Source organism: Bacillus sp. V3-13, from assembly GCF_002860165.1.
GTDB lineage: Bacteria > Bacillota > Bacilli > Bacillales > Cytobacillaceae > Bacillus_BJ.
In genome coordinates this window covers 42,887-67,595 of sequence record NZ_PGUZ01000010.1, presented here as the reverse complement: position 1 = coordinate 67,595, position 24,709 = coordinate 42,887, and the positions used below count along the sequence as shown (strand labels likewise).

The 24,709-nt window shown below is 39.6% G+C and carries 30 protein-coding genes and 3 pseudogenes; 11 read left to right on the top strand and 22 right to left on the bottom strand.

Annotated features, from left to right (window positions below; genetic code table 11):
- Positions 1-318: 318 nt before the first annotated feature.
- From CU633_RS04025 to CU633_RS04010, 4 genes are all read right to left on the bottom strand, one after another.
- Entirely contained in the window at positions 319-2,265 is a 1,947-nt protein-coding gene (locus CU633_RS04025) for an electron transport protein (RefSeq protein ID WP_101658445.1), read from the bottom strand.
- Between the two features lie 175 nt (positions 2,266-2,440).
- On the bottom strand, positions 2,441-3,100 hold the full coding sequence (locus tag CU633_RS04020) for a YitT family protein (protein ID WP_101658444.1): 660 nt from the start codon (positions 3,098-3,100) through the stop codon (positions 2,441-2,443).
- A 187-nt stretch (positions 3,101-3,287) separates the two neighbouring features.
- The gene (locus tag CU633_RS04015) at positions 3,288-3,551 is read right to left on the bottom strand and encodes a DUF1292 domain-containing protein (protein ID WP_101658443.1); all 264 of its coding nucleotides are present in this window, start codon (positions 3,549-3,551) and stop codon (positions 3,288-3,290) included.
- A gap of 168 nt (positions 3,552-3,719) precedes the next feature.
- Positions 3,720-4,247, bottom strand: a complete 528-nt coding sequence (locus CU633_RS04010; RefSeq protein ID WP_101658442.1) for a type 1 glutamine amidotransferase domain-containing protein — start codon at positions 4,245-4,247, stop codon at positions 3,720-3,722.
- 274 nt (positions 4,248-4,521) lie between these two features.
- Here CU633_RS04010 and CU633_RS04005 point away from each other — a divergent pair, with 274 nt between their 5' ends.
- Positions 4,522-5,775 carry an MFS transporter gene (locus tag CU633_RS04005; RefSeq protein WP_180954848.1) on the top strand — a complete coding sequence of 418 codons (1,254 nt, stop codon included), beginning with the start codon at positions 4,522-4,524 and terminating at the stop codon, positions 5,773-5,775.
- A 111-nt stretch (positions 5,776-5,886) separates the two neighbouring features.
- On the opposite strand, the pseudogene CU633_RS04000 reads toward CU633_RS04005, so the two are convergent.
- Together CU633_RS04000 and CU633_RS03995 are read right to left on the bottom strand one after the other, a co-directional pair.
- Positions 5,887-6,606: pseudogene (locus CU633_RS04000) on the bottom strand (FAD-dependent oxidoreductase); the annotation flags it as partial.
- Between the two features lie 70 nt (positions 6,607-6,676).
- Positions 6,677-7,177, bottom strand: a complete 501-nt coding sequence (locus CU633_RS03995) for a hypothetical protein (RefSeq protein WP_142383391.1) — start codon at positions 7,175-7,177, stop codon at positions 6,677-6,679.
- Positions 7,178-7,612: 435 nt separating this feature from the next.
- Here CU633_RS03995 and CU633_RS03990 point away from each other — a divergent pair, with 435 nt between their 5' ends.
- From CU633_RS03990 to CU633_RS03980, 3 genes are all read left to right on the top strand, one after another.
- Positions 7,613-8,671, top strand: coding sequence for a S8 family peptidase (locus CU633_RS03990; RefSeq protein WP_308314701.1), 1,059 nt, complete (start codon positions 7,613-7,615; stop codon positions 8,669-8,671).
- A 5-nt stretch (positions 8,672-8,676) separates the two neighbouring features.
- Positions 8,677-9,600, top strand: coding sequence for an SAR2788 family putative toxin (locus CU633_RS03985; RefSeq protein WP_101658438.1), 924 nt, complete (start codon positions 8,677-8,679; stop codon positions 9,598-9,600).
- 236 nt (positions 9,601-9,836) lie between these two features.
- Positions 9,837-10,379 (top strand): hypothetical protein, encoded by a 543-nt coding sequence (locus CU633_RS03980; RefSeq protein ID WP_101658437.1) that lies wholly within the window; start codon positions 9,837-9,839, stop codon positions 10,377-10,379.
- Positions 10,380-10,836: 457 nt separating this feature from the next.
- Here the strand turns inward: CU633_RS03980 and CU633_RS03975 are convergent, their stop codons facing one another.
- The 5 genes and pseudogenes from CU633_RS03975 to CU633_RS03955 all read right to left on the bottom strand — a co-directional run bounded on the left by CU633_RS03975 (position 10,837) and on the right by CU633_RS03955 (position 14,753).
- Positions 10,837-12,195: an MATE family efflux transporter gene (locus CU633_RS03975; protein WP_101658436.1), complete on the bottom strand. Its 1,359-nt coding sequence runs from the start codon at positions 12,193-12,195 to the stop codon at positions 10,837-10,839.
- Between the two features lie 107 nt (positions 12,196-12,302).
- Positions 12,303-12,509, bottom strand: a pseudogene (locus tag CU633_RS03970) (hypothetical protein); the annotation flags it as partial.
- A gap of 380 nt (positions 12,510-12,889) precedes the next feature.
- Positions 12,890-13,288, bottom strand: a complete 399-nt coding sequence (locus CU633_RS03965) for a VOC family protein (RefSeq protein WP_101658434.1) — start codon at positions 13,286-13,288, stop codon at positions 12,890-12,892.
- The gene (locus CU633_RS03960) at positions 13,285-14,064 is read right to left on the bottom strand and encodes a phosphosulfolactate synthase (protein ID WP_101658433.1); all 780 of its coding nucleotides are present in this window, start codon (positions 14,062-14,064) and stop codon (positions 13,285-13,287) included. Before CU633_RS03960 ends, CU633_RS03965 begins: the two co-directional genes overlap by 4 nt.
- Positions 14,061-14,753, bottom strand: coding sequence for a 2-phosphosulfolactate phosphatase (locus CU633_RS03955; protein WP_101658432.1), 693 nt, complete (start codon positions 14,751-14,753; stop codon positions 14,061-14,063). Before CU633_RS03955 ends, CU633_RS03960 begins: the two co-directional genes overlap by 4 nt.
- A 266-nt stretch (positions 14,754-15,019) precedes the next feature.
- Between CU633_RS03955 and CU633_RS03950 the strand changes: the two genes are divergently transcribed.
- The 4 genes from CU633_RS03950 to cysC are packed head-to-tail and all read left to right on the top strand — an operon-like array spanning position 15,020 to position 18,599.
- The gene (locus CU633_RS03950; RefSeq protein ID WP_101658431.1) at positions 15,020-15,730 is read left to right on the top strand and encodes a phosphoadenylyl-sulfate reductase; all 711 of its coding nucleotides are present in this window, start codon (positions 15,020-15,022) and stop codon (positions 15,728-15,730) included.
- 16 nt (positions 15,731-15,746) lie between these two features.
- Complete coding sequence (locus CU633_RS03945; RefSeq protein ID WP_308314696.1) at positions 15,747-16,850, top strand: inorganic phosphate transporter; 1,104 nt, start codon at positions 15,747-15,749, stop codon at positions 16,848-16,850.
- Entirely contained in the window at positions 16,847-18,016 is a 1,170-nt protein-coding gene (gene sat, locus CU633_RS03940) for a sulfate adenylyltransferase (protein WP_101658430.1), read from the top strand. The genes CU633_RS03945 and sat overlap by 4 nt, the downstream gene beginning before the upstream one ends.
- Complete coding sequence (gene cysC, locus CU633_RS03935) at positions 18,006-18,599, top strand: adenylyl-sulfate kinase (RefSeq protein WP_101658429.1); 594 nt, start codon at positions 18,006-18,008, stop codon at positions 18,597-18,599. Before sat ends, cysC begins: the two co-directional genes overlap by 11 nt.
- A 42-nt stretch (positions 18,600-18,641) precedes the next feature.
- Here the strand turns inward: cysC and CU633_RS03930 are convergent, their stop codons facing one another.
- The 4 genes from CU633_RS03930 to CU633_RS03920 all read right to left on the bottom strand — a co-directional run bounded on the left by CU633_RS03930 (position 18,642) and on the right by CU633_RS03920 (position 20,203).
- On the bottom strand, positions 18,642-19,127 hold the full coding sequence (locus tag CU633_RS03930; RefSeq protein ID WP_101658428.1) for a branched-chain amino acid aminotransferase: 486 nt from the start codon (positions 19,125-19,127) through the stop codon (positions 18,642-18,644).
- A 134-nt stretch (positions 19,128-19,261) separates the two neighbouring features.
- Positions 19,262-19,411: a hypothetical protein gene (locus tag CU633_RS22705; protein ID WP_180954847.1), complete on the bottom strand. Its 150-nt coding sequence runs from the start codon at positions 19,409-19,411 to the stop codon at positions 19,262-19,264.
- Positions 19,398-19,637: a hypothetical protein gene (locus CU633_RS03925; protein ID WP_245917425.1), complete on the bottom strand. Its 240-nt coding sequence runs from the start codon at positions 19,635-19,637 to the stop codon at positions 19,398-19,400. The genes CU633_RS22705 and CU633_RS03925 overlap by 14 nt, the downstream gene beginning before the upstream one ends.
- 56 nt (positions 19,638-19,693) lie before the next feature.
- Positions 19,694-20,203, bottom strand: a complete 510-nt coding sequence (locus CU633_RS03920; protein WP_101658427.1) for an arsinothricin resistance N-acetyltransferase ArsN1 family A — start codon at positions 20,201-20,203, stop codon at positions 19,694-19,696.
- A gap of 119 nt (positions 20,204-20,322) precedes the next feature.
- On the opposite strand from CU633_RS03920, the gene CU633_RS03915 reads away from it, so the two are divergent.
- From CU633_RS03915 to CU633_RS22700, 3 genes are read left to right on the top strand one after another with little or no spacing between them, the layout of a single operon-like run.
- The gene (locus tag CU633_RS03915; protein ID WP_101658426.1) at positions 20,323-20,778 is read left to right on the top strand and encodes a MarR family winged helix-turn-helix transcriptional regulator; all 456 of its coding nucleotides are present in this window, start codon (positions 20,323-20,325) and stop codon (positions 20,776-20,778) included.
- Between the two features lie 57 nt (positions 20,779-20,835).
- On the top strand, positions 20,836-21,702 hold the full coding sequence (locus CU633_RS03910) for a permease (protein WP_101658425.1): 867 nt from the start codon (positions 20,836-20,838) through the stop codon (positions 21,700-21,702).
- Positions 21,703-21,750: 48 nt separating this feature from the next.
- A complete protein-coding gene (locus CU633_RS22700) occupies positions 21,751-21,906 on the top strand; it encodes a hypothetical protein (RefSeq protein ID WP_180954846.1) in 156 nt (51 codons plus the stop codon).
- 118 nt (positions 21,907-22,024) lie between these two features.
- Here CU633_RS22700 and CU633_RS03905 read toward each other — a convergent pair whose 3' ends face one another.
- The 7 genes and pseudogenes from CU633_RS03905 to arsC all read right to left on the bottom strand — a co-directional run bounded on the left by CU633_RS03905 (position 22,025) and on the right by arsC (position 24,693).
- Positions 22,025-22,225, bottom strand: coding sequence for a hypothetical protein (locus CU633_RS03905; RefSeq protein WP_101658424.1), 201 nt, complete (start codon positions 22,223-22,225; stop codon positions 22,025-22,027).
- Between the two features lie 19 nt (positions 22,226-22,244).
- Positions 22,245-22,571: a YnfA family protein gene (locus CU633_RS03900; RefSeq protein WP_101658423.1), complete on the bottom strand. Its 327-nt coding sequence runs from the start codon at positions 22,569-22,571 to the stop codon at positions 22,245-22,247.
- Positions 22,572-22,607: 36 nt separating this feature from the next.
- Positions 22,608-22,967, bottom strand: coding sequence for a fluoride efflux transporter CrcB (gene crcB, locus CU633_RS03895; protein ID WP_101658422.1), 360 nt, complete (start codon positions 22,965-22,967; stop codon positions 22,608-22,610).
- Positions 22,964-23,338 carry a fluoride efflux transporter CrcB gene (gene crcB, locus CU633_RS03890; RefSeq protein ID WP_101658421.1) on the bottom strand — a complete coding sequence of 125 codons (375 nt, stop codon included), beginning with the start codon at positions 23,336-23,338 and terminating at the stop codon, positions 22,964-22,966. Before crcB (CU633_RS03890) ends, crcB (CU633_RS03895) begins: the two co-directional genes overlap by 4 nt.
- A 198-nt stretch (positions 23,339-23,536) precedes the next feature.
- Positions 23,537-23,707, bottom strand: a complete 171-nt coding sequence (locus CU633_RS22695) for a hypothetical protein (RefSeq protein WP_180954855.1) — start codon at positions 23,705-23,707, stop codon at positions 23,537-23,539.
- A gap of 292 nt (positions 23,708-23,999) precedes the next feature.
- A pseudogene (locus CU633_RS03885) lies at positions 24,000-24,221 on the bottom strand (arsenic metallochaperone ArsD family protein); the annotation flags it as partial.
- Positions 24,222-24,270: 49 nt separating this feature from the next.
- On the bottom strand, positions 24,271-24,693 hold the full coding sequence (gene arsC / locus CU633_RS03880; protein ID WP_101658419.1) for an arsenate reductase (thioredoxin): 423 nt from the start codon (positions 24,691-24,693) through the stop codon (positions 24,271-24,273).
- Positions 24,694-24,709 lie beyond the last annotated feature (16 nt).

Below are 24,709 nucleotides of genomic sequence, written 5' to 3'. Positions count from 1 at the left end.
TGAATTATGGACTTTCCTCCTTCCTTTCTTCATGCTGTTCAATACTTTCCACTTGTCCTTTTTCAGTATTTGTTATAGACTAGTTTTTAAATTTTAAAAAAATAAAATTATCTGAAGATAATAAAAAGGAGATGCAAGAAAGATTTAGTCAATGAAATTCACCGTTACAGCTAGAGATATGCACAATGGAGGGAAAAAAGAATGATGTTAAATGAACCGCTAAGCACCTTTTAGGACTGCTTGCAGCATCTTGATGGGAACGCTGTAAACTGGATGAAAAACCCGGCAATGTGCCGGGTTTTACTTGTGGTATTAATTTCAGGGCATTTTCAACGACATTAAGTATTCGATTAAGGCCTTTTGGTCGGCCGCGGAAAAGCCGCTTCCGGCATCAACCCAAAATTCATGCCCTTTTCCAGTGACTCTGACGTCTTGTAAATCTTGTGATGATTGATTATTTTTAATCACCTCGTCCCGTAAATCGCGATCAATCAATGCCAGCAAGCTGTTTTCCGGATCTGCCGGTTTACCTTTTAAAATCGTATTTGCAACACCAGCGTTTTTCATCGATTTCCCAACTGCCACACCGCCATCGTGCAAATAAGGCGCCCCCCAATATAACCCGATCAGGCTTGGAACTTTATAGCCGCCGGGCGATCCATCTTTCGCCCAGGCAAGTCTGATTTGCTCCGGATCCAATTGCTTTGTTGGTACCTTCAATACTGTTGCATTGTCGGGAACGGGTACCGGTGTATTGGGAGCATATATCTCACTTTCGCCAAACAATTTTTCTGTTTTCTTAAATGCTGCTGCTCTTGTCGGCTCGGTGCCGAGTACTTGTGACGATACGACCTTATTGTTGGTCAAATAGCTCCCTGCATGGCAGGAAATGCAGCCTGCGTTGACAAAAACGTTCCTACCTTGTTCCGCCAAATCTTTGTTTGTTTTTTTCGTTCGCTGTGGCGGTTCAAGTGTATTCTGCCATGCCGCTACGCTGTTATTTTGCTCATTTACTTTGTGATCCGGCGAGCTGACATGCAGGCCATCAGGCGCGACCAGTGTGATTTTTGGAAAAGAAGGCGGTTTAACCATTTCGTTTATGCCGGGAACTCCGGGTGTTGGATCCACTTTCCCGAAAAAACTTGATGGCTTTTCCCCTTTTTTCGGGTCAAACCGAAATTTTTCAGCAGCGGCATTTTGGAGAATGGTTCCAAGATAAACCTCCGGGTCCATATCAAAAAGAGCTTGGCTTGATGGTGTCTGCGCAAGACTATCTGAATTTTGCGCATGAACATTATTGCTGAATGAACTCAAGCCCTTAAACGGACCGGCCATGACGGCTCCGCTCCAGCTGAATGGATGATCTCCCAGTGTAAACGCATCGGGGATCTGGGTTGGATTGCTTTTCATATCAATCGAAGAGTCAAAATTACCGCGCGGCCATTTTAATAGTGTTCTGTCTACCGAGTTCTCCAATAGATCTGGATCCGGCAGCAATTCTTTTTCTCCTTTGCTGTTTATGATCGAAGCTGATTTTTCATTTAAAAAATTTTTAAGCGAGGCAATTTCTGAATGAGTAAAATAAGACGCTGTATTGCGCGCAAGGGCCATAATGAGCCCTGTGTTTAAATCCGGATTGGTGACACCTTCCAAAACCTGCTTGTTAGTGGGATCAACCGTTGCGTGGCACGCCGCACAACTGATTCCCACCCTGATTCTGCCGTCAGAGACAGAAACAGGCATACCCATTGGAGTATAACTTCCCCTTGCAACATCTATGCCGGTATCTATCAGTTCCCCTTTTTTAAAGGTTTTATCCCCGATAACAGCAGATTCTGCGAGCTTAACCCGCAAATTGGTCGTCCCTTGTCCTTTCAGGGCGACAATCGCTTTTGCCATATTCGCTATCGTTAAAGGGCCATCTATTACACCCATAATGTCTGTAAGAAACACTTCATTCCCAAAGGTTTCCTTATAAAACGTTTCCCTGCCAAGCTGTAATAAGGAATCATTTATTTCCACTGCACCATTTTCAGCAGAAAGGCTGTTTTCTTGATATTGTTTTTTTAATTCAGCTGCTTCTTGTTTAGACACGACTGTTCCCCATATATCATAGGAACCCAGGCTTTGCCTGTTTTCAGTCGAAAGTACTTGATTCCTGTCAGGCATATAAGAGTATTCAAAATCGATATATCTGAAAGAAACGATGGAAATAAGGATAATGCCTATTAAAATAACTGTCACGATAACCCATTTTCTCCGCATTGAATGTTTTTCCTCCATATAAATGTATATCGTTAGTATTAACCCATTTATGGAGAAAAAATTTTTTATAAACAATAACTTAGGCCAAATATTTGCACATGACAGGATTGCTTTCAATAATCCTCCATTTCCTATGTTATCTTAATGCTAGCAACTCCTATATATTAGCTATCAACTATTTTCTTCGCCAACCCGGCTCTTGAAAAAGGGTGAATTCAATTTTGTAGTTATCCACGAAATCAATGATTTTGGCTGATAGGAATTGACAAATAATCGCAAATAATACGATTTTTAAATCAATTACCAGCGCAGTTAAAATAAATATCGATAGGTTTACCCAAAACATTGCTTTCCCTGGAGACCAGTTTTTTTGCATGGCAATGATCAAGGCGATAACGACCATCCCTCCGCTTGATGAACCGTACCTGATTAAAATGCCAACGCCGATCCCATACAATATCGCACCTAAAAGGATGTCCAATCCTATATTTAAATCAGGCAAATACCAAAATGCGGTTACCCAATTCACGGTAAACGATGTAATAGATACCGAATACATTGTCCGAAATGTCCATTCGCAGCCGAAATATTTAACGGCTAATGAAAGAGCAATCAAATTTGAAAACCAAAGGGCCAATCCCAATGAAATTTCCAGAAAAAAATTTAAAAGAACAGCAAGTCCCGCTGCGCCGCCGGAAGGAATTGAATTTGGAAATAAGAAAAGCGCCATCCCCAGTCCTTGAATAATCCCACCGCATGTTAAATAACCATAAGTAAGCACTTGCCGAAAGAATATTGAGCCTAATGATCGATTATTTCCCTTCGACAACACCATTGTTTTCTCCGTCTCCAATCGTCTGATGCCTTTTTTACACCTTGTCCATTCATATGAATAAATCAGGCCATTTATGTTTACTTAAGCTTAATTGGTACGATTCAGTTACGACGGATGAAACAAAAAACAGGGGTGGAAACTAACATCCCCCCTGCCTGTCAATTTTGAGCGCTCACTTTATATACATTCAGTCATCCACTTCCATCACTTCTGCAAACGCCGCAGAAACTTTCTCGAACTCTTCATCGGTTTCTATCGCTGAGAAATCACCCTCGTCATCCACCTTCATAAAGAAAACATCAATGTCGCCTTCTTGCTCGAGGTCTTCTACAAAGCTTACTGCCACATACTCTGTACCTTCAATATGCATGGATCCCAGCACTTCAACCTCCTGCTCCTCGTCATTCTCATCACTGATGGTAAACACTTCGCCCACTTCAATGTTTTCCATGGCGTATTCCCCCCTCACTTGAATTAGTATAAACAATCATTAGTCTTTCCTAAAAGAATACGAATTAATTCCCTCCTACGCACTGGGGCAAAAACATAAAAATGCGATATAAAAAACTTAACGGCAGTTTTTTTGAAGAAATCGAATCGAGTTGCTTATCTATTCTTTTTAACCTTGTTGTTCCAACACTTTGATAAATTCGCGCAAGTAATCCGGAAGATCTGGCGGGCGCCGGCTTGAAACAAGGTGGCCATCCACGATTACCGGCTCATCAAACCATGTTGCTCCCGCGTTCTCCATATCATCTTTTATCCCGGGCGTACTTGTTACTTTTTTACCGTGCAAAATTTTCGCTGAAATCAAGACCCAGCCAGCGTGGCAGATTTGTCCGATCGGCTTTTTATTTTCGTCCATTTGTTGAATTAGTGATAGCACTTCCGGGAAACGACGGATTTTATCCGGAGCCCAGCCACCCGGGACAAGGATTGCATCGTATTCTTCGGCTTTAATATCTGCGTAAGAAAAATCGGATGTTGCAGGTACTCCGTATTTTCCAATATACTTTTCTTTTGCGTTCTCTCCTGCCAAATGTACAACGGCCCCTTCTTCCTGCAATCTGAGAATGGGATACCATAGCTCAAGGTCTTCGAAATCGTGATGGACAAGACTTACTATTTTCTTTTCTTCCAACCGCATTTATTTAATTCCTCCTTTTAAAAATCAACATCATTTTTTGGTTCACCAGGGAGTTTGATCCACCATGAATTCATTATAGCAAATATCTCCTTCATCTCATTTTTGATCGCTTTTTTTATATGCCATTTTTTTCTTGGGGAAGCGTCATGATTTCGTTAAAAAATAACAAAATTCCCTATTGCCAAAACATTAACAGAGGATTATGATTACTAAGGAATTTCATGTCAGTCAGCCACAGTTTATTTTTAATAAATGAAAGAAGATGAAACCAATAATGGCACTTATTAAAAGTGTGAACGATAATAACGAAAAATTAAGTATTCGAAATGGAATTGGCACATCGATTGTTTTGAACATTAGCAATAACTATTTTCCATTGTTTGCGATAAGTGTTTTAGGCTCCACCAATTACCAGGTGGGATTAATAAGTTCGCTCCCTCAGTTTATCGGCATGTTTGCGATGCTGATCGGGTCTGTTATTTTAGGGCGGCTCGGAGAAAAAAAGAAATTCACCGCTTATTCGTTTCTGTTTACCCGCCTGTTTTTATTGGCGATGTTCTTTGTCATCTATATTCCATCTGAATACAGAAGCTGGGTGTTCGTGCTTTTGGTTGGGATGATGAATCTGCCGGGTTCTTTTGCCAATTTAAGCTGGCAGGCCTTTATTGGGGATATTATTCCCGAGAAGCGAAGAAATGGGTTTTTTAGCGAACGAAATAAGATCATTACAATTGTTGGGATGGTCGCCACTTTTTTAATGGGTGTGCTGTTGCAACAGTTTGATAAAAGCAATCCGGTTCCTTATCAAATTCTATTTTTGTTTGCCTTCCTTGTCGGCTTGCTTGAAATTTATTATTTAAACAGGCATGTGGAGCCTCCGGTTGAAAAGAAAACCAACAGCAAGTCAATGAACATGGGCCTGAATGTTTTTAAACATAAACCATTCCTCTACTTTCTGATTTGCGGGCTGTTTTTTAACTTTGCCTGGCAGATGTCCTGGTCATTGTTTAGTATTTATAATATAAAACACGCAGGAGCGACAGCGTTTTGGATTAGTTTAATCGCTGTGGCCAATCAGGTCAGCCAGGTTGTCAGCTTTAAATGGTGGGGCAAAATGGCTGATAAGCACAGCAATGCGAAAATGCTCGTTCTTGTTTCATTAGGAATGGCGTCTGCTCCGATATTGACGATTTTATCGACCAATATGTTTTACTTGATTGTCATCAATACATTTTCCGGCTTGTTTGTATCAGGGACAGTGTTGCTGCTGTTTAATCAGCTGCTTGAAGTAACTGAAGATCACAACCGCAGCAGCTGCATATCCAATTATAATATTTTACTGGCTATTGTTGGCTTCGTTGCCCCACAATTTGGTGTGTATATGCTTGAAACTACAACGATGGACATAGCAATGTGGCTATCCGGTTTCCTCAGGGCATTCAGTGCGGTTTTCTTTATTGCTCTTTACGTTTATTTAAAGAAAAACCATTTCTATGGCGGCCAGCTGCAGGTCGGCCATTTAACTTGAAGCACTTGGACCGAACAGGCTGCCAAAGATCATGGCAGCCTGTTTCAATTAATTAAAAAACAAGAGCATGCTCAAAACAACTCAGCATGCTCTTTGTATTTATTCAGTACGTTACTGGGCCAGTGCCTGCAGACCGGCTTGATTCAATATGTTCATTGGTTTATTGAAATGCGGTTGGAAGAAGAAATCGACAAAGCCCAGGTCCTCAATCGTCATTTCGTTTTGAATGCAAACAGAAATCGTGTTGATTGCTTGGGTCATATCCGCTTTTGAGATTACTTGGGCACCAACAATGCGGTTTGTTTCTTCTTCATAGACCACTTTTAAAGTGACAGGCTCATATGTTGGCATAAATTCCGGCCGGTTATTGTCTGTGATTGTGATACTTTTCACATTCATGTGCAAACTTTTAGCTGCTGATTCTGTAATCCCGGTTGAAGCCATATTATAATCATAAATGTGAAGTCCCGATGTTCCTTGGGTTCCCATGTATTTGATTGTTGGTTTTACGAGATTCTTGGCAACCAGTGTACCCATGCGGACGGCATTAGTAGCCAGTGGAATATAGGCATGCTGTTTTGTTGGGTTGTACATAACCGCACAGCTGTCACCAGCAGCATATACATGCTTTTTGCTTGTTTGCATATACTCATTCACCTTGATCGCACCATTTTCGAGCATGTCCACTTGTCCTTTTAAAAGGCCGGTATTCGGGCGGAAGCCGACACAAAGGATGACCAGGTCTGCTTCGTATTCCCCTTTTGTTGTGACGACCCTGGAAACTTTGCCATCCTCCCCTTCGAATCGTGTAACAGTTTGATTTAAAGGCATTGTATTCATATTGGCGGGTATCGCCGCCAACCGTTTCTCCCGTAACATTTCCAATCGGATCATAAGTCTTCTATACATTATTTCCATTCGGGTCGGTACTGTTGATCACATAATTCCCGAGTGAATCGTAAGCAGACTTTGTACGTATGGAACCCACTTGAGCTTTGACAGAATCGAACCAGGCAGTCCTGGTTTGGTCTTTGGATTGGTAATAGACTGTCAATGAGTTAAAGTCTTTTGTCGCCGCAAATCTGAGGGAAGCATGCTGCAAATCATGGGATTTGCTTCTGTCAAAATCACCATTTACCCATTGAATGGTACCATCAGTGTGATTAATGGCTACATTCATCTGATAAGGACCCGCAATAGCTGTCGGAGAATCAACTTTTGAAAACCCGGATACGGTAATTTCTTGTCCGGTTGTTCCACTGACCTTCAATTCCTGGCGGACAAATTTATCGACTTCGCGCTGTCCCGTTAATTTTATCGATTTGCCGCCTGCATAAGCAGTTGTTGAATCGACCCCATCAGAAGAAGTCAGGGTACCAGGCAAATACCAGCCATCTGGCACTCCCTTGTTATCTGCATCAATTCGAAATTGCTGTTTTCGATTAAGTTAAAGGCACCTTAATATTCTTCTTCAATTTGCAAGCCGTCAAACCGCCAGGAAATATTTTGACTTTCTCCATTATCGCATGAGTTCCCCATATGTTCCCGCCACAATTTTTTCCTAAACATAAAAAAACACTGCCATTAAATTAGGCAGCTTACACCCGGATATTACATCATGGTGTTGGATGAATACGCTCAAGCCTTATATCGGTGGTTTGGAAAAAACTAACTAATACTAGCTCTCATATTAACTGTCGAAATAAGTCGACAAAAATTTAATGTACTCCCTATTTTTTCTATTTATAATAAATATATATATATTTGTGAAATAATGTTCATCCAGTTATTATTTCACAAATTAATGAATAAAAAGGGGGAATAAACTTAAAAATTAATTGAAGATTCTTTTAAAATAATTGGAAATGAGGAGATTAATTTTAGAAGAAATTGGTTTATTACTATTTTTGTTATAGTAATAGGTATTCTACTAGTTTTAACTGTTTTTTTTAATGATTTTTGGGATCAAAATGATAAGCAGAATACCACTAGGTTAATTGATAATTCAAATAAAAAAGCTAGTGATATACAACTATTAAATAGTACAACAAATCAAATCATCCCGTGGGGACTAAAAAGCTTAGGGTTAGAGAAATATCAAAGAAAGGAAAAAACAAAATCTACCAAAATTAAGGTTGCTATTCTTGATAGTGGAATTTTAAAAGAACATGAAGATTTACAAGGAAAAGTGGTTAAAGAGTTTAATGCAATAAATCCAAATCAACCTATCGAGGATAAATTTGGGCATGGCACAGCAATTGCTGGAGTAATTGCAGCAGAAAATAACGATTTTGGAATAGTCGGAGTGGCACCAAATGTGGAGATCTATTCAGTAAAAATATTAAATGACAATGGAAAAGGTAGCATTGAGTCATTAATAACAGGGATAGAGTGGTCCATTGAGAATAAAGTCCAAGTTATTAATATAAGTTTTGGCATGTCTTCGAATAATCCTGAACTTCATAAAATAATAAAAAAGGCTGTTAATTCCGGAATTATTGTGGTTGCAGCTGCAGGTAATAATTATGGACTAAATGTCAACTTTCCTGCACGATATAAAGATGTTATTTCAGTAACCGCAGTGAATTCAAATTATAAAATCATACCAAGCTATTCTGCTAAAGGGAAAATAGATTATTCACTACCAGGTGCTGCAATTCTTACTACTTCAAAAGATGGTAAATACCAGGAGTATAGTGGAACATCTTTAGCAGCCGCATACATGACTGGCCTTGTCTCAATTATTCTGCAAAATGAAAAAAAGTTCAATTTGGATTTGGAAGAAAAAGATCTTTCCAAGCAGGTAAATAGGGTTTTAAAAAAATATTCAATTAACATTGGCGATAAAAAATTATATGGAAATGGGTTTGTTAAATTATCATATTTTAGGGAGTGAAACTGATGAAACCTCGTTTATTTAGAAAATATTTAGCTGTGCTTCTTGTTATGATAATGATAATTGGTTTTGTACCAAACAACAGAATCTTTGCAGAAGAAAATGAAGCTGCTGTGACCGAAGAACTAATTCAAGAAGCGGTCGGGAATGAAGGTGAAATAGAAGTCCAGAATACTCAAGAAGAGTTAACAGTAGAGGCAGATCTTTCATTTGATGAGGCAGTATACGATATCCCTCAAGATACTACGGTTGAGGATATTGTTCAAGAAGAAGGAACTTCTTCTACAACGGATGAGAATTTAAACATTACAGATGCAGATGTTTCACTAACCCTTGATCACGATACAAATGAATTTACATTATCATCAATTGAAACTGATGATAATGGAAATGAGCGAGTAAAGGAATATAAAGTATTAATAGAAAATGCAACTGAAGAAGGAATTGTTGCGAAGTTTGTTGATGCTAAGACGGGTGAAGAATACCATGTAAATACAAATGAATTAGAAGCTTCTTTTGCATTCTTGGTACCAATAGGTGTTGTGATTGGAGAGGCATTATTAGCTCACCTGATTTCAATTGGGCTTGCGATAGTCATTGGAGGAGTAACTTATACTCTTGCTTCCGAGATAGCATCCAAATTAAAAAACAAAAACTATGACCATTACGCCGCCTATCTAAACACTTCTAAAGGCGTTTACATTGGTGACCCGATTTCTTTTAGCACTGCAGTGGCTAGGCTTAATGGATCAACCTTCAGCAGTAATAACGTATGGTCTAAAAATGGCACTTTGGCTAAGAAAGTAGCTCAATCAGCAGGCGGTGGCAGAACACCTGTTTTTGATGGACCGCACGGAACCTATCCAAAATTTCTTCCTCATTTCCATAAGTGGAATAGATCTGGGGGTCACTCTTTTTACTCTTACTAAAAATAAATATTTTGTTGTATTTAGTTACAAAATAAAAAAAATAAAATTTAAATGGTTAGCTATTTTTCTGGCATTAAAAGAACACATATGTTATTATCGTTCAGATTTTTAATTAGAAATGACATCCAGAATGGATGTCATTTCCGATTAATTGTAACTAAAGTGATTTTGGTTAACGTAACTGTTATAAATATAATTAAGAACATTTATTAAAAAATGAAAGATGGGATGTTATAGTGACACTTTCTTTTGATAATTTTAATGCATTAGAAGCCCATGAAAAATTCAAGCAATTAAACATTAGTAAATTTAGTTTGGATGAAATCGATAGAATCCTAAAAACAAAATATAAAGCTAAAGAAATGGACAGTGACTTATTTTCTGAGTTACACCAAGACCCTTTCTTTAATCCGTCATTCTTAACTAAATGTTATTTAATTGATGACCAATCTGTTCTTGAAAATTTATATAATAAAGAGGAGAAAATCACCCATAATGAATTCAAAGAATCTTATGGCACACTAACTACTAAAATAGACCATTCAAATCCTGAAGAACGAAATCATGCTGCTAGTCAAGGGACGTTATTATATATTATTTTTCAAAGTGAAGATGGTAAATACTTGAGTCCATTCATTTCAACATACGGACCATGTGAAAAAATTATGTTCGAATTTATGGTTTTTAAAGGAATAGATCCATCAAAATGTGTCTTGGGCGACATGGATTACAAATTATATCTTTTTTCACTGGTTAGTGCAGGATATATTAAAATATAATCTAATATTTATTTGAGCGATAAGTTTAAAGGGTTAAAGCTCTTTAATATGACACTAATAAGAATAGTGGATGGTGGGGTTAGCTGAAGATTGGTAAGCATATAGCGAGGTAAATATAATGTGTGAAAACTAGTCCCACACCTCCTTTAGAAAAACAGATATGGTGTAATAAAGATGTATGAAAGAGTAAGAGGTGTAGACACTTACCAGGACATTAAGAAATATTTCTCAGTGAAATAGGTTCTTCCTACCCTGTTGAGAAAACAATCCAATCATAACTAATTTACAAGGAAGCATAATGGAATCATACGATAAATAAATTTAAAAACCCCAATTTATTATCCCGTAACAAAACACTGTTTATTCAAACCCATTTATACGCAGTCGGCTGCCGAAATTCCAGGCAGCTTTTTGTTATTAAGCTACCATGATATACCTATTATTTAACCATTTGGGGTCAGGCCCCTGCTGTATGATATTTTCGTTTTTGAATGTAGATGAGCCTCATCGACAAACAAATTCCCGCAGCCAGTAATCCTGTCGTTAGGCCGATCCAGTATCCAGTCGCCCCCAATTTGGTATGGTGGGCTAAAATATAACCAACCGGCAAACAGATGAGCCAGTAAGCAATAAGTGTCATGATAAATGAGATATTGACATCCTTATATCCTCTTAAAGCCGCCTGTGCGGTTGCCTGGATCGCATCGGAAATTTGGAAGAATAAAGCATAGATCAAGAAATGGGCTGTTAGCGCAATGACAGCAGCCTCATTCGAATAAATTCCGGCTACCTCAAAGCGGAATATGATTACCAGTAATCCTGTGAAAAGTGCAATCAATACGGATAAGGCGATACCCATCCAGCTATAGATTTTTGCATCTTGATATCGCCTTGCCCCTACTTCAAATCCGACTAACACTGTTAAAGCGATCGAAATACTGATCGGAATCATATAAAGGAAGGATACGATATTCAGGGCGGATTGGTAAGAGGCAATTGTTGTAATATCAAATCTGCTTAACAAGATCGTGACAACGGCAAACATGCTTGTTTCAAAAAAGGTTGAAAGCCCCATTGGTACACCGATTTTTAAAATTTCTTTGCACTCAGAAAGTGAAAAATGATTCATATTCTTAAAAACGTTATATGTGGCAAATGGCTCTTGCCGGGCAATGATCCATGCCGTTACGCCCGATAAAATCCAATAGGTGATTGCGGTTGAATATCCCGCTCCCGCCCCTCCCAGCTCCGGGAAACCGAACTTGCCGAAAATCAATACGTAATTCAGGAAGAAATTAATAGGCAATGAAGAGATCGTAATGATCATAACGATCCGCGTTTTCCCGAGTGAATAAATAAAGGCCCTTAACACATTAAAAATAAATAAAGGAATCATTCCAAAACTTAAGGCAACCAAAAAATCATGAGCAGTTTGTGCTACGCTTGCATCGAGGTCCATGTTCTCCAAAAGCGGATTGAGTGCAAAAAAACCAACGATGATAACGAACAGCGCAATGAAAACAGCCAAATAAATACCGTGAGTCACAACAGACGTAATTTCCCTGCTCTTCTTTTCACCGAATCGCTGGGCGGCAATCGGGGAAACTGCAAGCAAAATACCGCTTAACCCGGTAAAGATCGGATTCCAGATCGATGAACCGATCGCCACTCCGGCCAAATCTGCCGGATTATATTTGCCTGACATTACCGTATTAAAAAACACCATTGAAAACATCCCAAGCTGGGTGATGAGGATGGGAATCAACAGGATTAATATTTGCTTCATTTTTTCCTTGTTATTAAATGTTTGATTCATCGAGGGATACTCCTTCTGGTTTCTGTAAGCAACTTCTACCATTTTACCATAAGACCGGAAGTACATATCTATAATTGCTTGGCTTCACAAATATAGCTTTTAGGGCACTAGCGACTTTTACGTAAAAATGCAGAAAAAAAATAATCCAGGTATCCCTGGATCATGTTTTTGCGCCCGGTCATCAACCAGACAATGACTGCGCCCAGTACGAGCGAGAAACCTAACGTAACCATTAATACGTGTAAAATAGAATTTGCACCTGCGTTAAAATCCTCCATATAGGTTCCTGCAGCCACTACCCATCCCCAATTTTTATCTTGTTTTGCAGTGAACCTATATACTGACTGTGAAAATCAACTTTAAAGAGAACAGCCGGAAAAACAAAGTAGAAAACTGGAAATATGAGGGACGGGCTTTAAACGCGGTAAATATTCTTCGAAAATTACAATAATTTACGTGATTCCTTTTACTTATATTAGTCTTTATATTACTAATATCGACAAATTTATCTAGTGCTTTAGTATTGTTTTAAACTTTATTAGAAAATTTTAAATTTTTTGACGAATAAGAATTTTTGCGGTTGAAAGGAAGCTGCCCATTTGCTAAAAATAGTGATTGCGCTCAATGTACAATTATAATTGCTAAACGCATCCTCACAAAAAAAGAGAGCACCAAACGGCCGCTCTCACGTAACTTAATAAACCATATTTATATCATAATAGTATTTAAACTCAAGCAAATTATTGGCCGGGTCAATTAAAAAGAATGTTTCATGCTCCTCCTGCTTTCCCGCAAAACGGCGCGAGGGCTTATGAAAAAAAGGCAGTTTTTTTTCATAAGCGTATTTGAGCGTTTGCTCGAATTCTTGTCTTTCCATAAATGTAATCCCAAAGTGGCGCGGATATATTTTAGGCTGTAAATCAATACCTTCAGGGTTTAAGTGGCAGACGAGCTGATCGCCAAAAAAGTTGAAGGTTGCCCTGTCATCATATCTTCTTGCCAGTTTACAGCCAAGCTTTTTGTAAAATTCCACTGTCTCATCCAGGTCTTTGCATGGAATGGCGAGATGGAATACTTTGTTGGAAGCTCTCACTCCTGCTCCTCCCTGTCAAATAAATAAAACGTATCGGAACGTAATCCCAGCCTGAGAGTTTCCAACGGAATAGCATCACATAAAGGTATGTTGGCCAAATTGACACTTGGCCCGGCCAGTTTGATAAAAGCAGTTTGCATTTTTTTGTTCGGCGCTTCAAAAATGATTTGATTGATATCGATGCCGGAACTATAAATGTCATCAATAATATCAAACCTTATTTCCCCATCTCCCTGGCAAAGGCCGCTTGTTCCGCTTTCACGGGCTTCCGTAATCACTTTGTTGGCCCCTGCCTCAAGGTCTTCCAGTATAAATTCAATCCAATCAACAGACTCAATGGATCCGGACAATTCACTGTCTTTACTTCCAACCTCGCTGAACACGAAAAATTCTGACGCAAAATCGGTAATAAATTTTGCCTTCTCTTTGTTGGCTATCGCGATTGTCCCATTGGAAATTTCAACATAGTTACAACCAAACTTTTTTAAGTAAAGATAGTAATCATCCATTTTTTTCTGGCTTAAAAACTTTTCAAACAAAGTTCCACCGAAAAAAAATTCCACATGATTTTCCTGTAAGCAGGCAATTTTTTTCGATATATTCTTACTCACGATCGATGTACCCCAGCCAAACTTCACAAAATCGATAAATTGGCCGGCATCTTTTATCGTTTCCTCCAAAAAACGAAATGGTACGCCGTTATCTATCAAAATCGTCAGTCCACTGCTTCTCGGTTTATTTTGCCTTTCAGGCAGACTTAATCCTGCATAACTCATAGTGTCACCTTCAAAATTCTTGGTATTCCCCTTCCAATGTCAACCTTCATGACAAAGTTCTCAGGCAGTTCTTTTATACAATAGAAAATGTCATCCCGGTGAAACTCAGGTTTTGATTCATCAAAAAATTTTTCAGCTGCCCGGCAGTTTACAATTCTTTTTACGACTTCCTCAGAATTCATTGAATATACCCCTTCGATGATTGATTTCATATATTGCGCACAAGCTAAATCGTCATCTCCATCCGGATGAGACGCAATAATATTGATGACCACATCATCATTTTGCGCTGCTATTTTTTTTACGTGTTCCGCCGTTGTCCTTGCGTTGCTAAACCCGGTAACAAAGACTTCATTTGCCTCCAGAGCATTCAGTGTTGCTTTTACGCCATTTGTTGTTTTTTGCACGATTGTTTTGCCAAAGATGTCGTGTACCGATACATTCCTGGGGGAGTTATCTAGATCAAATCCTTCAATCGGCAGTCCGCCAACCTCGCCTGCCAATAGATAGTGCGGGTATTTTTCCTTTAAGCTGACAGCCTCACTTACTTCCTTTATAAGTAAAATTTCTTTTACGCCTCCCCGAAAAGCGTAATGGGCAACTGTGAATGCACGAATCACATCAATGACAATATTGATATCGGAAGGTTCCAAAACGTGCTGATGCCCTTGATAAATGTTAATTTTCATAAGCCCTCTCCTGCTTTAACTCAAAATTGGTCGAAACATTAACATAGAAAACTTCATAACCCTTATAAGTATATTCGCCTATTGGAAAAAGGTACCTTATCCCCCGGATTCTGCGGGAAACTCAATAAATAGGCGCTGTTTCAGCGAACATTTCCCTGAAAAAATGAATAATCTGCTTTAGGTATTAACCTAATTTTTCAGGTTAACCGGGTGTTTGGACGTGAATGTCCCTTACCCAAAACTTTTCTGAAAGCGAGGGGAAATGGATGGGAAATACATTAACATATGAAACATGGAATGAAGTAAATTTACAGCAGATACTGGGACAGTTGCGTGATTCAATGGATGTTCTAAAATGGGCCTGCCGGGAATATGGCAACAGGATCGTATATGCCTGCAGCTTTGGAGCGGAAGGTATGGTGCTTTTAGATTTATTATCGAAAGTAAACAAGGAAGCAAAAGTGATTTTTTTGGACACGGATTTACATTTTAAAGAAACATATGAACTTGCAGACACCATCAGAAATAGATACAAAGATTTTTCGATCAAATTCGTTAAACCTGGTTTAACCGTTCAAGAACAAGCTGATCAGTATGGAGAACAACTTTGGAAGAGGAACCCGAATCTTTGCTGCCAGCTGCGAAAGATTGAACCTCTTGCTGCGGAGCTGTCCAAGGCCGATGCCTGGATTTCTGGCTTGCGCAGGGAACAGTCATTAACGAGGAGAAACATTCAATTCATTAATAAAGACGATAAATTTAAAAGCATCAAAATTTGCCCGCTCATTCACTGGACATGGAATGATATTTGGGACTATATCCAGTTAAATCAACTTCCATATAACCCTTTGCATGATCAGCATTATCCGAGTATTGGCTGTGCACCTTGCACTGTGCCTGTCGAAGGATCTGCAGATTCCCGGGCTGGAAGATGGGCAAACAGCGACAAAACTGAATGCGGACTGCATCAGTCATGATGGGAGATGTACAACTTTGATCGTTATTGTGCTTGCTTGTGCAGTCGGTTTTTTCTTTGCGATGAACATCGGGGCAAGCGGTGCAGCCGCTTCGATGGGAATTGCTTATGGTTCCGGCGCTGTTAAAACGAGGCGGATTGCATTGCTGATATGTGCGATTGGAGTAATGCTTGGAGCTTCACTTGGGGGCGGAGAAGTTGTGAAAACGCTCGGTTCGAAGATTATTCCCCAGGATGTGATCAGTGTCAATATCTCGTTGATTATTCTTGCCTCGGCGACGATATCCCTCTTTATAGCCAATCTGGCTGCCATCCCTTTATCAACGAGCGAGGTTACGGTAGGAGCGATTGTCGGCGTTGGCATTGCGTTTAAAAAGGTGTATCTCGGATCGCTACTCACTATTGTCATGTACTGGATTTTCATTCCCATCCTTGCCTTTTTCCTTGCCTATTTTGCTGATAAGCTCATCATGCAAATAGAGCACAGGCTTACTTTCCTTAAAGAAAAGCGCTGGGCTAAAGTCCTTGCCCTGCTTGTCATTGCGACAGGCTTTTTGGAGGCTTTTTCAGCCGGGATGAACAATGTCGCCAATTCTATAGGGCCGCTTGTTGCTGCAGGACTTCTCAATGTGAATGGCGGGATCCTCATGGGTGGTTTATTTGTTGCTCTGGGCGCGTTATTACTTGGTGGCAGAGTGATTGAAACAAACGGAAAAAAAATTACTGAATTGAGTCTTTTACAGGGAAGTGCGGTTTCCGGCCTCGGGGCAACTCTCGTCATCATCGCGTCACTGTTTGGAATTCCAGTACCGCAGACACAGATCACCACCTGCAGCATTCTCGGAATCGGAATGTCCAGCAAAGGATGGAAAATATGGCAAAAAGACGTGATTAACAGGTTGTTGAAAGTGTGGTTTATGTCACCTTTCTTTTCCCTTGTCATTTCGTATAACCTGGTAAAGCTGTTTATGGATTTTGACCTTTATTCGATTACAGTGGTTCTATGTGTGTTTGTAGCTACTGCCGGCTTTATGAGCCTTATTAAACCAAGGAACAAGGAAAAACAAGTTTTTTATAAGAAACCTGCAACAGTAGACGGTGTTAGGAGGAACATATCATGATCCAGCCACATGGCGGAGTGTTGATAAATCGAGTTGATGAGGTACTTCCAGTCAATGACGGAAATTTAAATGTAGAACTGGATAATATCTCATTAAGTGATCTTGAACTGATTGCGATTGGCGCCTACAGCCCGTTAGAAGGTTTTATGGGGGAAAATGATTATCGTTCCGTTGTCAGAGAAATGCGCCTCAGCAGCGGGCTGCCATGGAGTATTCCAATTTCCCTCCCTGTTTCAAATGAGATAGCGAAAATTATCCATTACGGTGAAACGATTAATCTTGTGAAAGACGGAATCGTGTACGGTGTGATGACGGTAAAAGATTTGTTTTTGCCGGACAAAATAGAAGAAGCGAAGCAAGTTTTCAAGACAGTCGACCTGGACCATCCCGGCGTAAAAAAATTATTTGACCGACCTGAAGTTTATTTGGGCGGACCTGTAACACTTGTAAAGCGGCCGAAAAAAGATGATTTTACTGGCTATTACTTAGAGCCGGCAGAGACAAGAGCCATGTTTGAAAAGCGCGGCTGGAAAACAATTGTCGGCTTTCAAACGCGAAATCCGGTTCACCGCGCCCACGAGTATCTGCAAAAATGTGCACTTGAAATCGTTGATGGTTTATTTCTTAACCCGCTTGTCGGCGAAACAAAGGCAGACGATATTCCGAGCGATGTGAGAATGCGAAGCTACAAAATTCTTTTAGAAAATTACTATCCTACAGACCGCGTCCTTTTATCGGTTTTCCCGGCGGCAATGCGCTATGCAGGGCCTCGCGAAGCCATATTCCACGCGCTTGTCCGAAAAAATTATGGCTGCACGCACTTTATTGTCGGGCGTGATCATGCCGGAGTCGGCAATTACTACGGCAGCTATGATGCCCAGAAAATTTTCAGTGCCTTTTCTCAAGAAGAAATTGGCATTCAAACGCTATTTTTTGAAAATAGCTACTACTGCCGAAAGTGTGAAAACATGGCATCATCGAGGACGTGTCCGCATGGCAAAGAACATCATGTGTCACTATCCGGTACAAAAGTAAGGGCCATGCTGCAAAATGGGGAGATGCCACCAAAGGAATTCAGCCGCCCGGAAGTCGCCAAAATACTGATCGAAGGAATGCAGCAGCATTCACTATTCCGATCAGGGATGGTGGCAAACGATGGCAAGTAATATAGTATGGCATCCTTTGGCGGTCAGCAAAGCTGAAAGGCAACAAAGGAATGGACATCGCAGTTTCGTATTGTGGTTTACCGGTTTATCCGGTTCGGGAAAATCGACGCTCGCAAATGAAGTGGACCGAAAACTGTTTGAATTAGGGGCAAACAGTTATGTTTTAGATGGTGACAATGTTCGTCATGGTCTAAACAAAGGGCTTGGATTCAGCAAAGAAGACCGGGTTGAAAATATTAGGAGAGTTGGAGAAGTCGCGAAGCTATTCGTCGACAGCGGGCAGATCGTCCTCACTACCTTTATCTCCCCTTTCCGTGAAGACCGGCACGCAGTCCGTAACCTTTTTAAAATAGGTGAGTTCATCGAAATTTATGTGGACTGTCCGCTTGAAGTTTGTGAAGAACGGGATCCAAAAGGCTTGTACAAGAAAGCCCGCAAAGGGGAGATCCGTGATTTCACCGGAATTGACTCCCCTTATGAAATACCTGAAACACCGGAACTGGCCATTAATACGAGTCTTTACTCACTTGAAGAGGCAGCTGCCACTGTGATCAGCTATTTGATAAAACAACAGCTAATTTAATCCGGTTACCGTTCCTCCAGTAGAGGAGCGGTTATTTTTGATTTATTTCAATTCTGCGGAGCATTCGTGATCCGCCGCCTCAACCAGTTTAAACAAAAAAAGATAAATCAGGTTATACGCTTCTCCGATTGACAACTCTTCGTTAAAGTCGTTCACATAGTTCAAAGTAAAATTTAAGTTCCACAAGCCTTCTGCATGATCGAACATTAAATCATACTTTGGCTCTTCCCCGTTTAATTCTTGATTAAGGTATGCCTTTATTCTGGCTTCCGCTGCTTTTTTGAGCTTTAAACCAACCATGGTATCATATGTTCCGAAAACATCATCAACTTCCAATGAAACAGCATCGATTCCGATTTTGTCGAACCAATCAGACTCGAGATAAATAAATTCATTTTTGTGTTTTTCAAGGTATGCAATCGGCCGCTCTAAAAATGCTGGTGTTTCTGCAGCAATCACCTGTTCTGATTCCTTATCACACCGTTCAATATAAGCGTCCGCGAATCGGGACTCTATTTTTCCTGACAATGTTAAAACCTCCCCGTTTGGTGTTTTTTATGTAGCAGAGCGAGGGTCACAATAATAGTATGTCCCTTTCTGTGAGTGATTGGTATCGTTCGCCTTACAGGATGCCCATCACAAAAACCGCCTGGCCCGGCGATTCATTTGCAATCCGAAAATACAATCACCGGTCGGATGCGGTTTTTCTCTAACAGCTTTGTCAGAATGGCAGCTACCTCGATCATTTTCTCAAATTTATTTCTTGAAGTAAGTGACTTGATTTTCGCCCTGGCTTCTTCAATCGAATTCATAATACCACACCCGATCACTTATATATTTAATCTTCCCTTCAGATTCTGCTTTTTTCCACCGCTGGATGCATAGTTTATCAAGAATTTTGGCTTCTTCCTCATCACGGGGACGGGTGCGGATTTTTCGCTCCGAACTAGTTGTCCGGAGCAAATTACGTTCAACATCACTTTTCTTTTCATCGATTGATCTATTTAAATCAGAAAAATCCATCTGTTTCACGTTCATCACTCCGATTATCTTGGTACTTCCAGTATATCATCCGAACGATTCCACAAGCCAGATCAGCAATTATTATTGATAATCTTTTCCATAATCATTACGTCAACATAACGGCCATCCAGCATTCCCTGATTCTTAAACACACCGACTTCCCGATAACCATTTTTATAGTAAAGGCCCTGTCCCAACTTGTTAAAAGGGAAGGTAAATAAAACGATTTTATTAAAGTTGTTCTGGGCGGCAATTCGTTCGATATTGGATAAAAGAATTGAGCCGATTCCCCTGCCGCGATACTCTCTTTTTATGTAAATGGACAAATCGGTGACTCCGTTATACGCGCATCGATTCGAATAACGATTCAACGATGCCCAACCGACGACTTCATTATTTTGCACGGCTACTACAACGGCAAAACGCTCGTTATGCTGGCTAAACCAATCTTCCATATAATCCAAGCTCTTCTGATCCTCTTCTAATGTAGCAACCCGGTCTTCAATTCCTTGGTTGTATATATGCAAAATCGAATGTAAATCCTCTTTCGATGCCAATCTTGTCTCGATATCCTTTTTCACACTGAATCACCCTTTCTTTCTGGCATTTTTCTATATTGTATAAAATTATTTGCATTTTGAAAATAAAATAGTTGCAAAATGCAAATAAATAATTTATAACTGAAATAGAGGTGAATGCAATGGAAAGTAACAACTTAAGAAGCGTGTTTCAAATGGTGGTCAGAAGGTTTGGCTTTCTCAATGAACGATGCTGTGAGAGCTGCTGCGGAGAAGATGTGAGCCTGGTTCAGAGCCATATTATTTATGAAATATCAAGACAAAACGAGCCTTCGATGCAGGATGTCGCCGGTGAACTTGGCTTGGATATTACAACTTTCAGCCGCCAGGTCAAGGCACTTGTTGCGCAGGGATTAGTGAAAAAGACCCCTCACCCTCTCGATAACCGGGTGAACATTTTGTCGCTTACTCCTGAAGGCAAGAGAATTGAAGAAAACATTAATCAAGAGATGAATAATTATCTTAATCAAATTTTATCTCATTTGAGCGAGTATGAACGTGAGTCTGTCATCCGGTCGATGACACTGTTGGACGAGGCGATGAGGAAATCGGAAAACTATTGTTGTCCTCCGAAATAAGGAGGATTAACTTTTACATATATAATTGCATTTTGCAAGTAATTAAGGAGGGCTATTATGTGGAAAGATATAATTTTTAGCTTTTTGTCGATTGCTCTTGAATTGACGGTCTTGTTTTTTATTATCTCTTTTGCAGTCAGTATTCTTCAGAGATTGATCCCGTATGAAAAAATCGAAAAGTATCTATTGAATTCCAATAAAATTGTCGGTGCTTTCGTTGCTATCGTTTTAGCATTTATTACTCCGTTTTGTTCATGTTCGACGATCCCTGTTGTTGTCGGCATGCTCCAGAAGAAACTGAGATTCGGTTTTGTGATGATTTTCTTGTTTGCGTCACCGGTTCTTGACCCGACGATATTAACTTTGATGGGTGCCCTGCTCGGATGGAAAGTAGCGATCATCTATACCGTCATTACCACGATCTTTTCCATCGTAATAGGTTTCACTCTTGAAGCTTTTGGTTTTGAAAATGCCGTTAAAAATGTGATTATCTCAGGTGGAAAAGAACAGAGCAGTAAATTTAATCTAAAAAAAGCTTGGGATGAAACATTAAGCCTAATGAAGACCGTTTATCCTTATCTTATTATCGGAGCTTTCATTGGTTCAATCATTCATGGAGCAATTCCTACAGATTTCATTACAACTTACTTTGGCGGCGACCAATGGTGGTTAATTCCTGTAGCGGCGATCATCGGTATCCCGTTGTATATCAGGCTTTCAACGATAATTCCAATCGCCCAAATCATGATTGTAAAAGGAATGGCATTAGGTCCTGTGATGGCCATCATGATTAGCTCCACCGGCGCAAGCTTGCCGGAGGTTGCTTTACTCAATTCGATTTTCCATAAACGTCTTGTTGTTGCTTTCTTGCTATCCGTTTTCACAATGTCTACACTTTCAGGTACATTGTTCTACTTCATCTAGGTTATTAACCTATTAGGTTGATATAAAAAAATTTATGGAGGAATTGAGATGTTCAAATCTTTAAAAATCAAAGCTGGTGTTTCCAAGAGTGACTGTTGTTCAATTACGATCCAGGAGGTCAAAGATTCTCAAGAGGATTCACTCGAAGAGAACAAAGACTGCTGTGAAATCACAGTTGAAACGAAACAATCTTGTTGCAGTTAACAATTTAAAAAATCCCCCCTCCGATTTTGTGCAAGGGGGGATTTTTAAATGAAAAAGTGATTACCTTTTTAATCTTTTGATCCTAAGGAGTAACCTACTCCCTAATGGATGGTAATTGTCAGCCACCTTCTATACAAGTTGCACTGGAACTGCCAACTTTTTCATTTAATTCAGCAAGAAGCAAAGTAAGAACTTCCTCATTGACGAAAGACTCCAAGGTCTTATCAGTTAGTTGGATATTATATTTATTAAATACTTCTTTTGTCGATTCCCAAACCAGAACAATAGACTTTGGAGACATGTTCGATTGAATCACCATTTCATCTCACCTCTTATATTTATGACTGTCTTGGTCCCCACAGCATAATGGAAACACCTGTTAAACAAATAATAGCACCAATCCAGTCATATGTATCAGGAGTTTTTTTATCTATTCCCCATCCCCATAAAATTGATAGAACGATAAAAACTCCCCCGTATGCCGCATAGACTCGGCCAAAGGAAGGAAACGACTGAAATGTTGCAATAACCCCGTATAAGGCTAAAGATAATCCTCCAAAAATGCCCAGGTAAAATGGCTTTCCTTCCCGCAACCATAACCAGATCAGATAACCCCCGCCAATTTCTGCAATACCGGCAAGTATGAATAACATAATGGAATACATTTTTTTAATTCTCCCCCAGCTGGTTGTCATTGAATATTATAGATAAAGTCCTATTGCTGCAGCAACGCCGCTTAAAATTATCGAGCTTAACACATATATCAATGCCAATTTAAGTTGTTTGGATTGCCACAGTGTGATCACCTCATATCCAAAAGTTGAAAATGTCGTGAAAGCACCACAGAAGCCGACACCAAATAGAAACCATCCCCACTCCTCTATTTGATTACCAATATGCAGATTAGCAATGAAACCCAGCAGAAATGAACCTGTGATGTTAATAAGCCAGGTTCCCGTTGGAAAAGGAAATAATCTTTGTGTCCGTTTATTTATAATCGTACCTAATATGTATCTGGCAGCAGCGCCAAAAGAGCCACCCAATCCAATTAACCAAATCATCCTGCTTCACCTTTAACATTTGCTAATTTGTAGCCAATGAAAGTAAGAAATACACCTAAGATCATACTCGCAAGAATATATAAAATGGCGAAGAATTCATTGCCATTTTTCAATAAGTTAATTGTTTCGAGTGAGAACGCTGAAAAAGTAGTAAAGGAGCCAGTGAATCCAGTGCCGATAAACAAAACTGTTTCGGGTTTGACAGTTTTTCTTTCACTTACGGACGTTAAAAACCAGCCAAGGAATAAACATCCTAACAGATTAATTGTTAAAGTGCCTATTGGGAACCTGTCTGCAGCTAACCACTCTCCCAATGCATACCTGCAAATAGCACCGAAAAAACCACCAATCATCACATAGAGCACATTCATTTTATCACCTATCTTTATCAAACAAATCGTTTTTATTAAAATTATTATTTCATAAAAAACTGGTTTGTTGGTAGTTTTTAGAACATTTTCATTATATAAAAAATCCTGCCTATATTTTTGGCAGGATTCATCAGCTTGTTCATTATTGGTTGTTAGTCATTGGATATTGTATTCTAATGTCCAATTAAGCATGTTTTGTTAACAACAATCACTTTCATTCCCTAACAATACAAGTCCATTTTTCTCCTGATTAATTTCGAGAGTAAGACTTTCTGTATAGGGTTCAATATTAGGATCAATTGCGACATGTATCCCATTAATAGTTACCACTTTATCATCTTTATCTGGCTCATCCAGAGCCAGCCCCACCTGTGGTTTACCTTAGCCAAAACCTGCAAAATATATACGAATATTTGAAGCATCCCGTTCTTGAAACAATTGGTTCAAGAGATCACGAGCCTGATCTGTAATGTTCATTTTGTTCCACCTCTCAATGATTAATAAGATTTTTTTATTTGTTGATATCCTATATTTTTATCCTTTAACCATGGAATAACAGCGGCTTTTTTTGCTAATTCATTCTTTACTGTTTGAATCCAGTAATTCTCTGCCAATGATCGCCCTCTTAAAACTGGATCGGTTGTATCAGTAGCATGAAAACTTTGATTAATGATCCACCAATTAGGAGAAATTTCAGCACGTCTTTAGCGTTATCAATAAAAGCATCTGGTTCACTAGCTAAGTTATACCTTTTTACAGTAAACCCTTTCCCTTCTATCAGGAAAAGTGCAGAAGCAATACGCGTCAATTCAGGATCTACACTCGGTCCACACACCCCGGTCGGGCAGCACATCGCTGGATCAAACACCTCTAGTTTTTTCATAAGATACACTCCTAGAAAAGAATGGCCGAGATTACTCCCGGCATTAATATCATTTCCCTGTTTCTGCAAATAGTTTTATGCGTTCTCCAATTTCATCACGTACACGCTGAAAAACTGCCCACTTCTCTTCATCAGTTCCTTCAGCTTTTGCAGGATCGTCGAAGCCCCAATGGTCGCGTTTTACATGTGGAGGTGTCATCGGGCACTTATCTGCTGCGTCACCACACAAAGTTACAACAAAGTCGGCATTGTTTAAAATTTCATTGTCAATGATGTCTGATGTTTGATTGGAAATATCAATATCTACTTCCTTCATTGCTTTAACGGCATTTGGATTTAACCCATGTGCTTCGATTCCAGCACTGAGAACTCGCCACTCATCACCCAGATATTTTTTTGCCCATCCTTCTGCCATTTGGCTTCGGCATGAGTTTCCTGTACATAAGAAATAGATGGTTTTTTTATTTGACATGTTTTTACTGCTCCTT

Bases quoted from the DNA above. Each gene is read 5' to 3' on its own strand.
- CU633_RS04025 (WP_101658445.1), bottom strand. From the start codon at position 2,265: ATGCGGAGAAAATGGGTTATCGTGACAGTTATTTTAATAGGCATTATC.
- CU633_RS04020 (WP_101658444.1), bottom strand. From the start codon at position 3,100: ATGGTGTTGTCGAAGGGAAATAATCGATCATTAGGCTCAATATTCTTT.
- CU633_RS04015 (WP_101658443.1), bottom strand. From the start codon at position 3,551: ATGGAAAACATTGAAGTGGGCGAAGTGTTTACCATCAGTGATGAGAAT.
- CU633_RS04010 (WP_101658442.1), bottom strand. From the start codon at position 4,247: ATGCGGTTGGAAGAAAAGAAAATAGTAAGTCTTGTCCATCACGATTTC.
- CU633_RS04005 (WP_180954848.1), top strand. From the start codon at position 4,522: ATGGCACTTATTAAAAGTGTGAACGATAATAACGAAAAATTAAGTATT.
- CU633_RS03985 (WP_101658438.1), top strand. From the start codon at position 8,677: ATGAAACCTCGTTTATTTAGAAAATATTTAGCTGTGCTTCTTGTTATG.
- CU633_RS03975 (WP_101658436.1), bottom strand. From the start codon at position 12,195: ATGAATCAAACATTTAATAACAAGGAAAAAATGAAGCAAATATTAATC.
- CU633_RS03960 (WP_101658433.1), bottom strand. From the start codon at position 14,064: ATGAGTTATGCAGGATTAAGTCTGCCTGAAAGGCAAAATAAACCGAGA.
- CU633_RS03955 (WP_101658432.1), bottom strand. From the start codon at position 14,753: ATGAAAATTAACATTTATCAAGGGCATCAGCACGTTTTGGAACCTTCC.
- CU633_RS03950 (WP_101658431.1), top strand. From the start codon at position 15,020: ATGGGAAATACATTAACATATGAAACATGGAATGAAGTAAATTTACAG.
- sat (WP_101658430.1), top strand. From the start codon at position 16,847: ATGATCCAGCCACATGGCGGAGTGTTGATAAATCGAGTTGATGAGGTA.
- cysC (WP_101658429.1), top strand. From the start codon at position 18,006: ATGGCAAGTAATATAGTATGGCATCCTTTGGCGGTCAGCAAAGCTGAA.
- CU633_RS22705 (WP_180954847.1), bottom strand. From the start codon at position 19,411: ATGAATTCGATTGAAGAAGCCAGGGCGAAAATCAAGTCACTTACTTCA.
- CU633_RS03925 (WP_245917425.1), bottom strand. From the start codon at position 19,637: ATGAACGTGAAACAGATGGATTTTTCTGATTTAAATAGATCAATCGAT.
- CU633_RS03915 (WP_101658426.1), top strand. From the start codon at position 20,323: ATGGAAAGTAACAACTTAAGAAGCGTGTTTCAAATGGTGGTCAGAAGG.
- CU633_RS03910 (WP_101658425.1), top strand. From the start codon at position 20,836: ATGTGGAAAGATATAATTTTTAGCTTTTTGTCGATTGCTCTTGAATTG.
- CU633_RS22700 (WP_180954846.1), top strand. From the start codon at position 21,751: ATGTTCAAATCTTTAAAAATCAAAGCTGGTGTTTCCAAGAGTGACTGT.
- CU633_RS03905 (WP_101658424.1), bottom strand. From the start codon at position 22,225: ATGGTGATTCAATCGAACATGTCTCCAAAGTCTATTGTTCTGGTTTGG.
- CU633_RS03900 (WP_101658423.1), bottom strand. From the start codon at position 22,571: ATGTATTCCATTATGTTATTCATACTTGCCGGTATTGCAGAAATTGGC.
- crcB (WP_101658422.1), bottom strand. From the start codon at position 22,967: ATGATTTGGTTAATTGGATTGGGTGGCTCTTTTGGCGCTGCTGCCAGA.
- crcB (WP_101658421.1), bottom strand. From the start codon at position 23,338: ATGAATGTGCTCTATGTGATGATTGGTGGTTTTTTCGGTGCTATTTGC.
- arsC (WP_101658419.1), bottom strand. From the start codon at position 24,693: ATGTCAAATAAAAAAACCATCTATTTCTTATGTACAGGAAACTCATGC.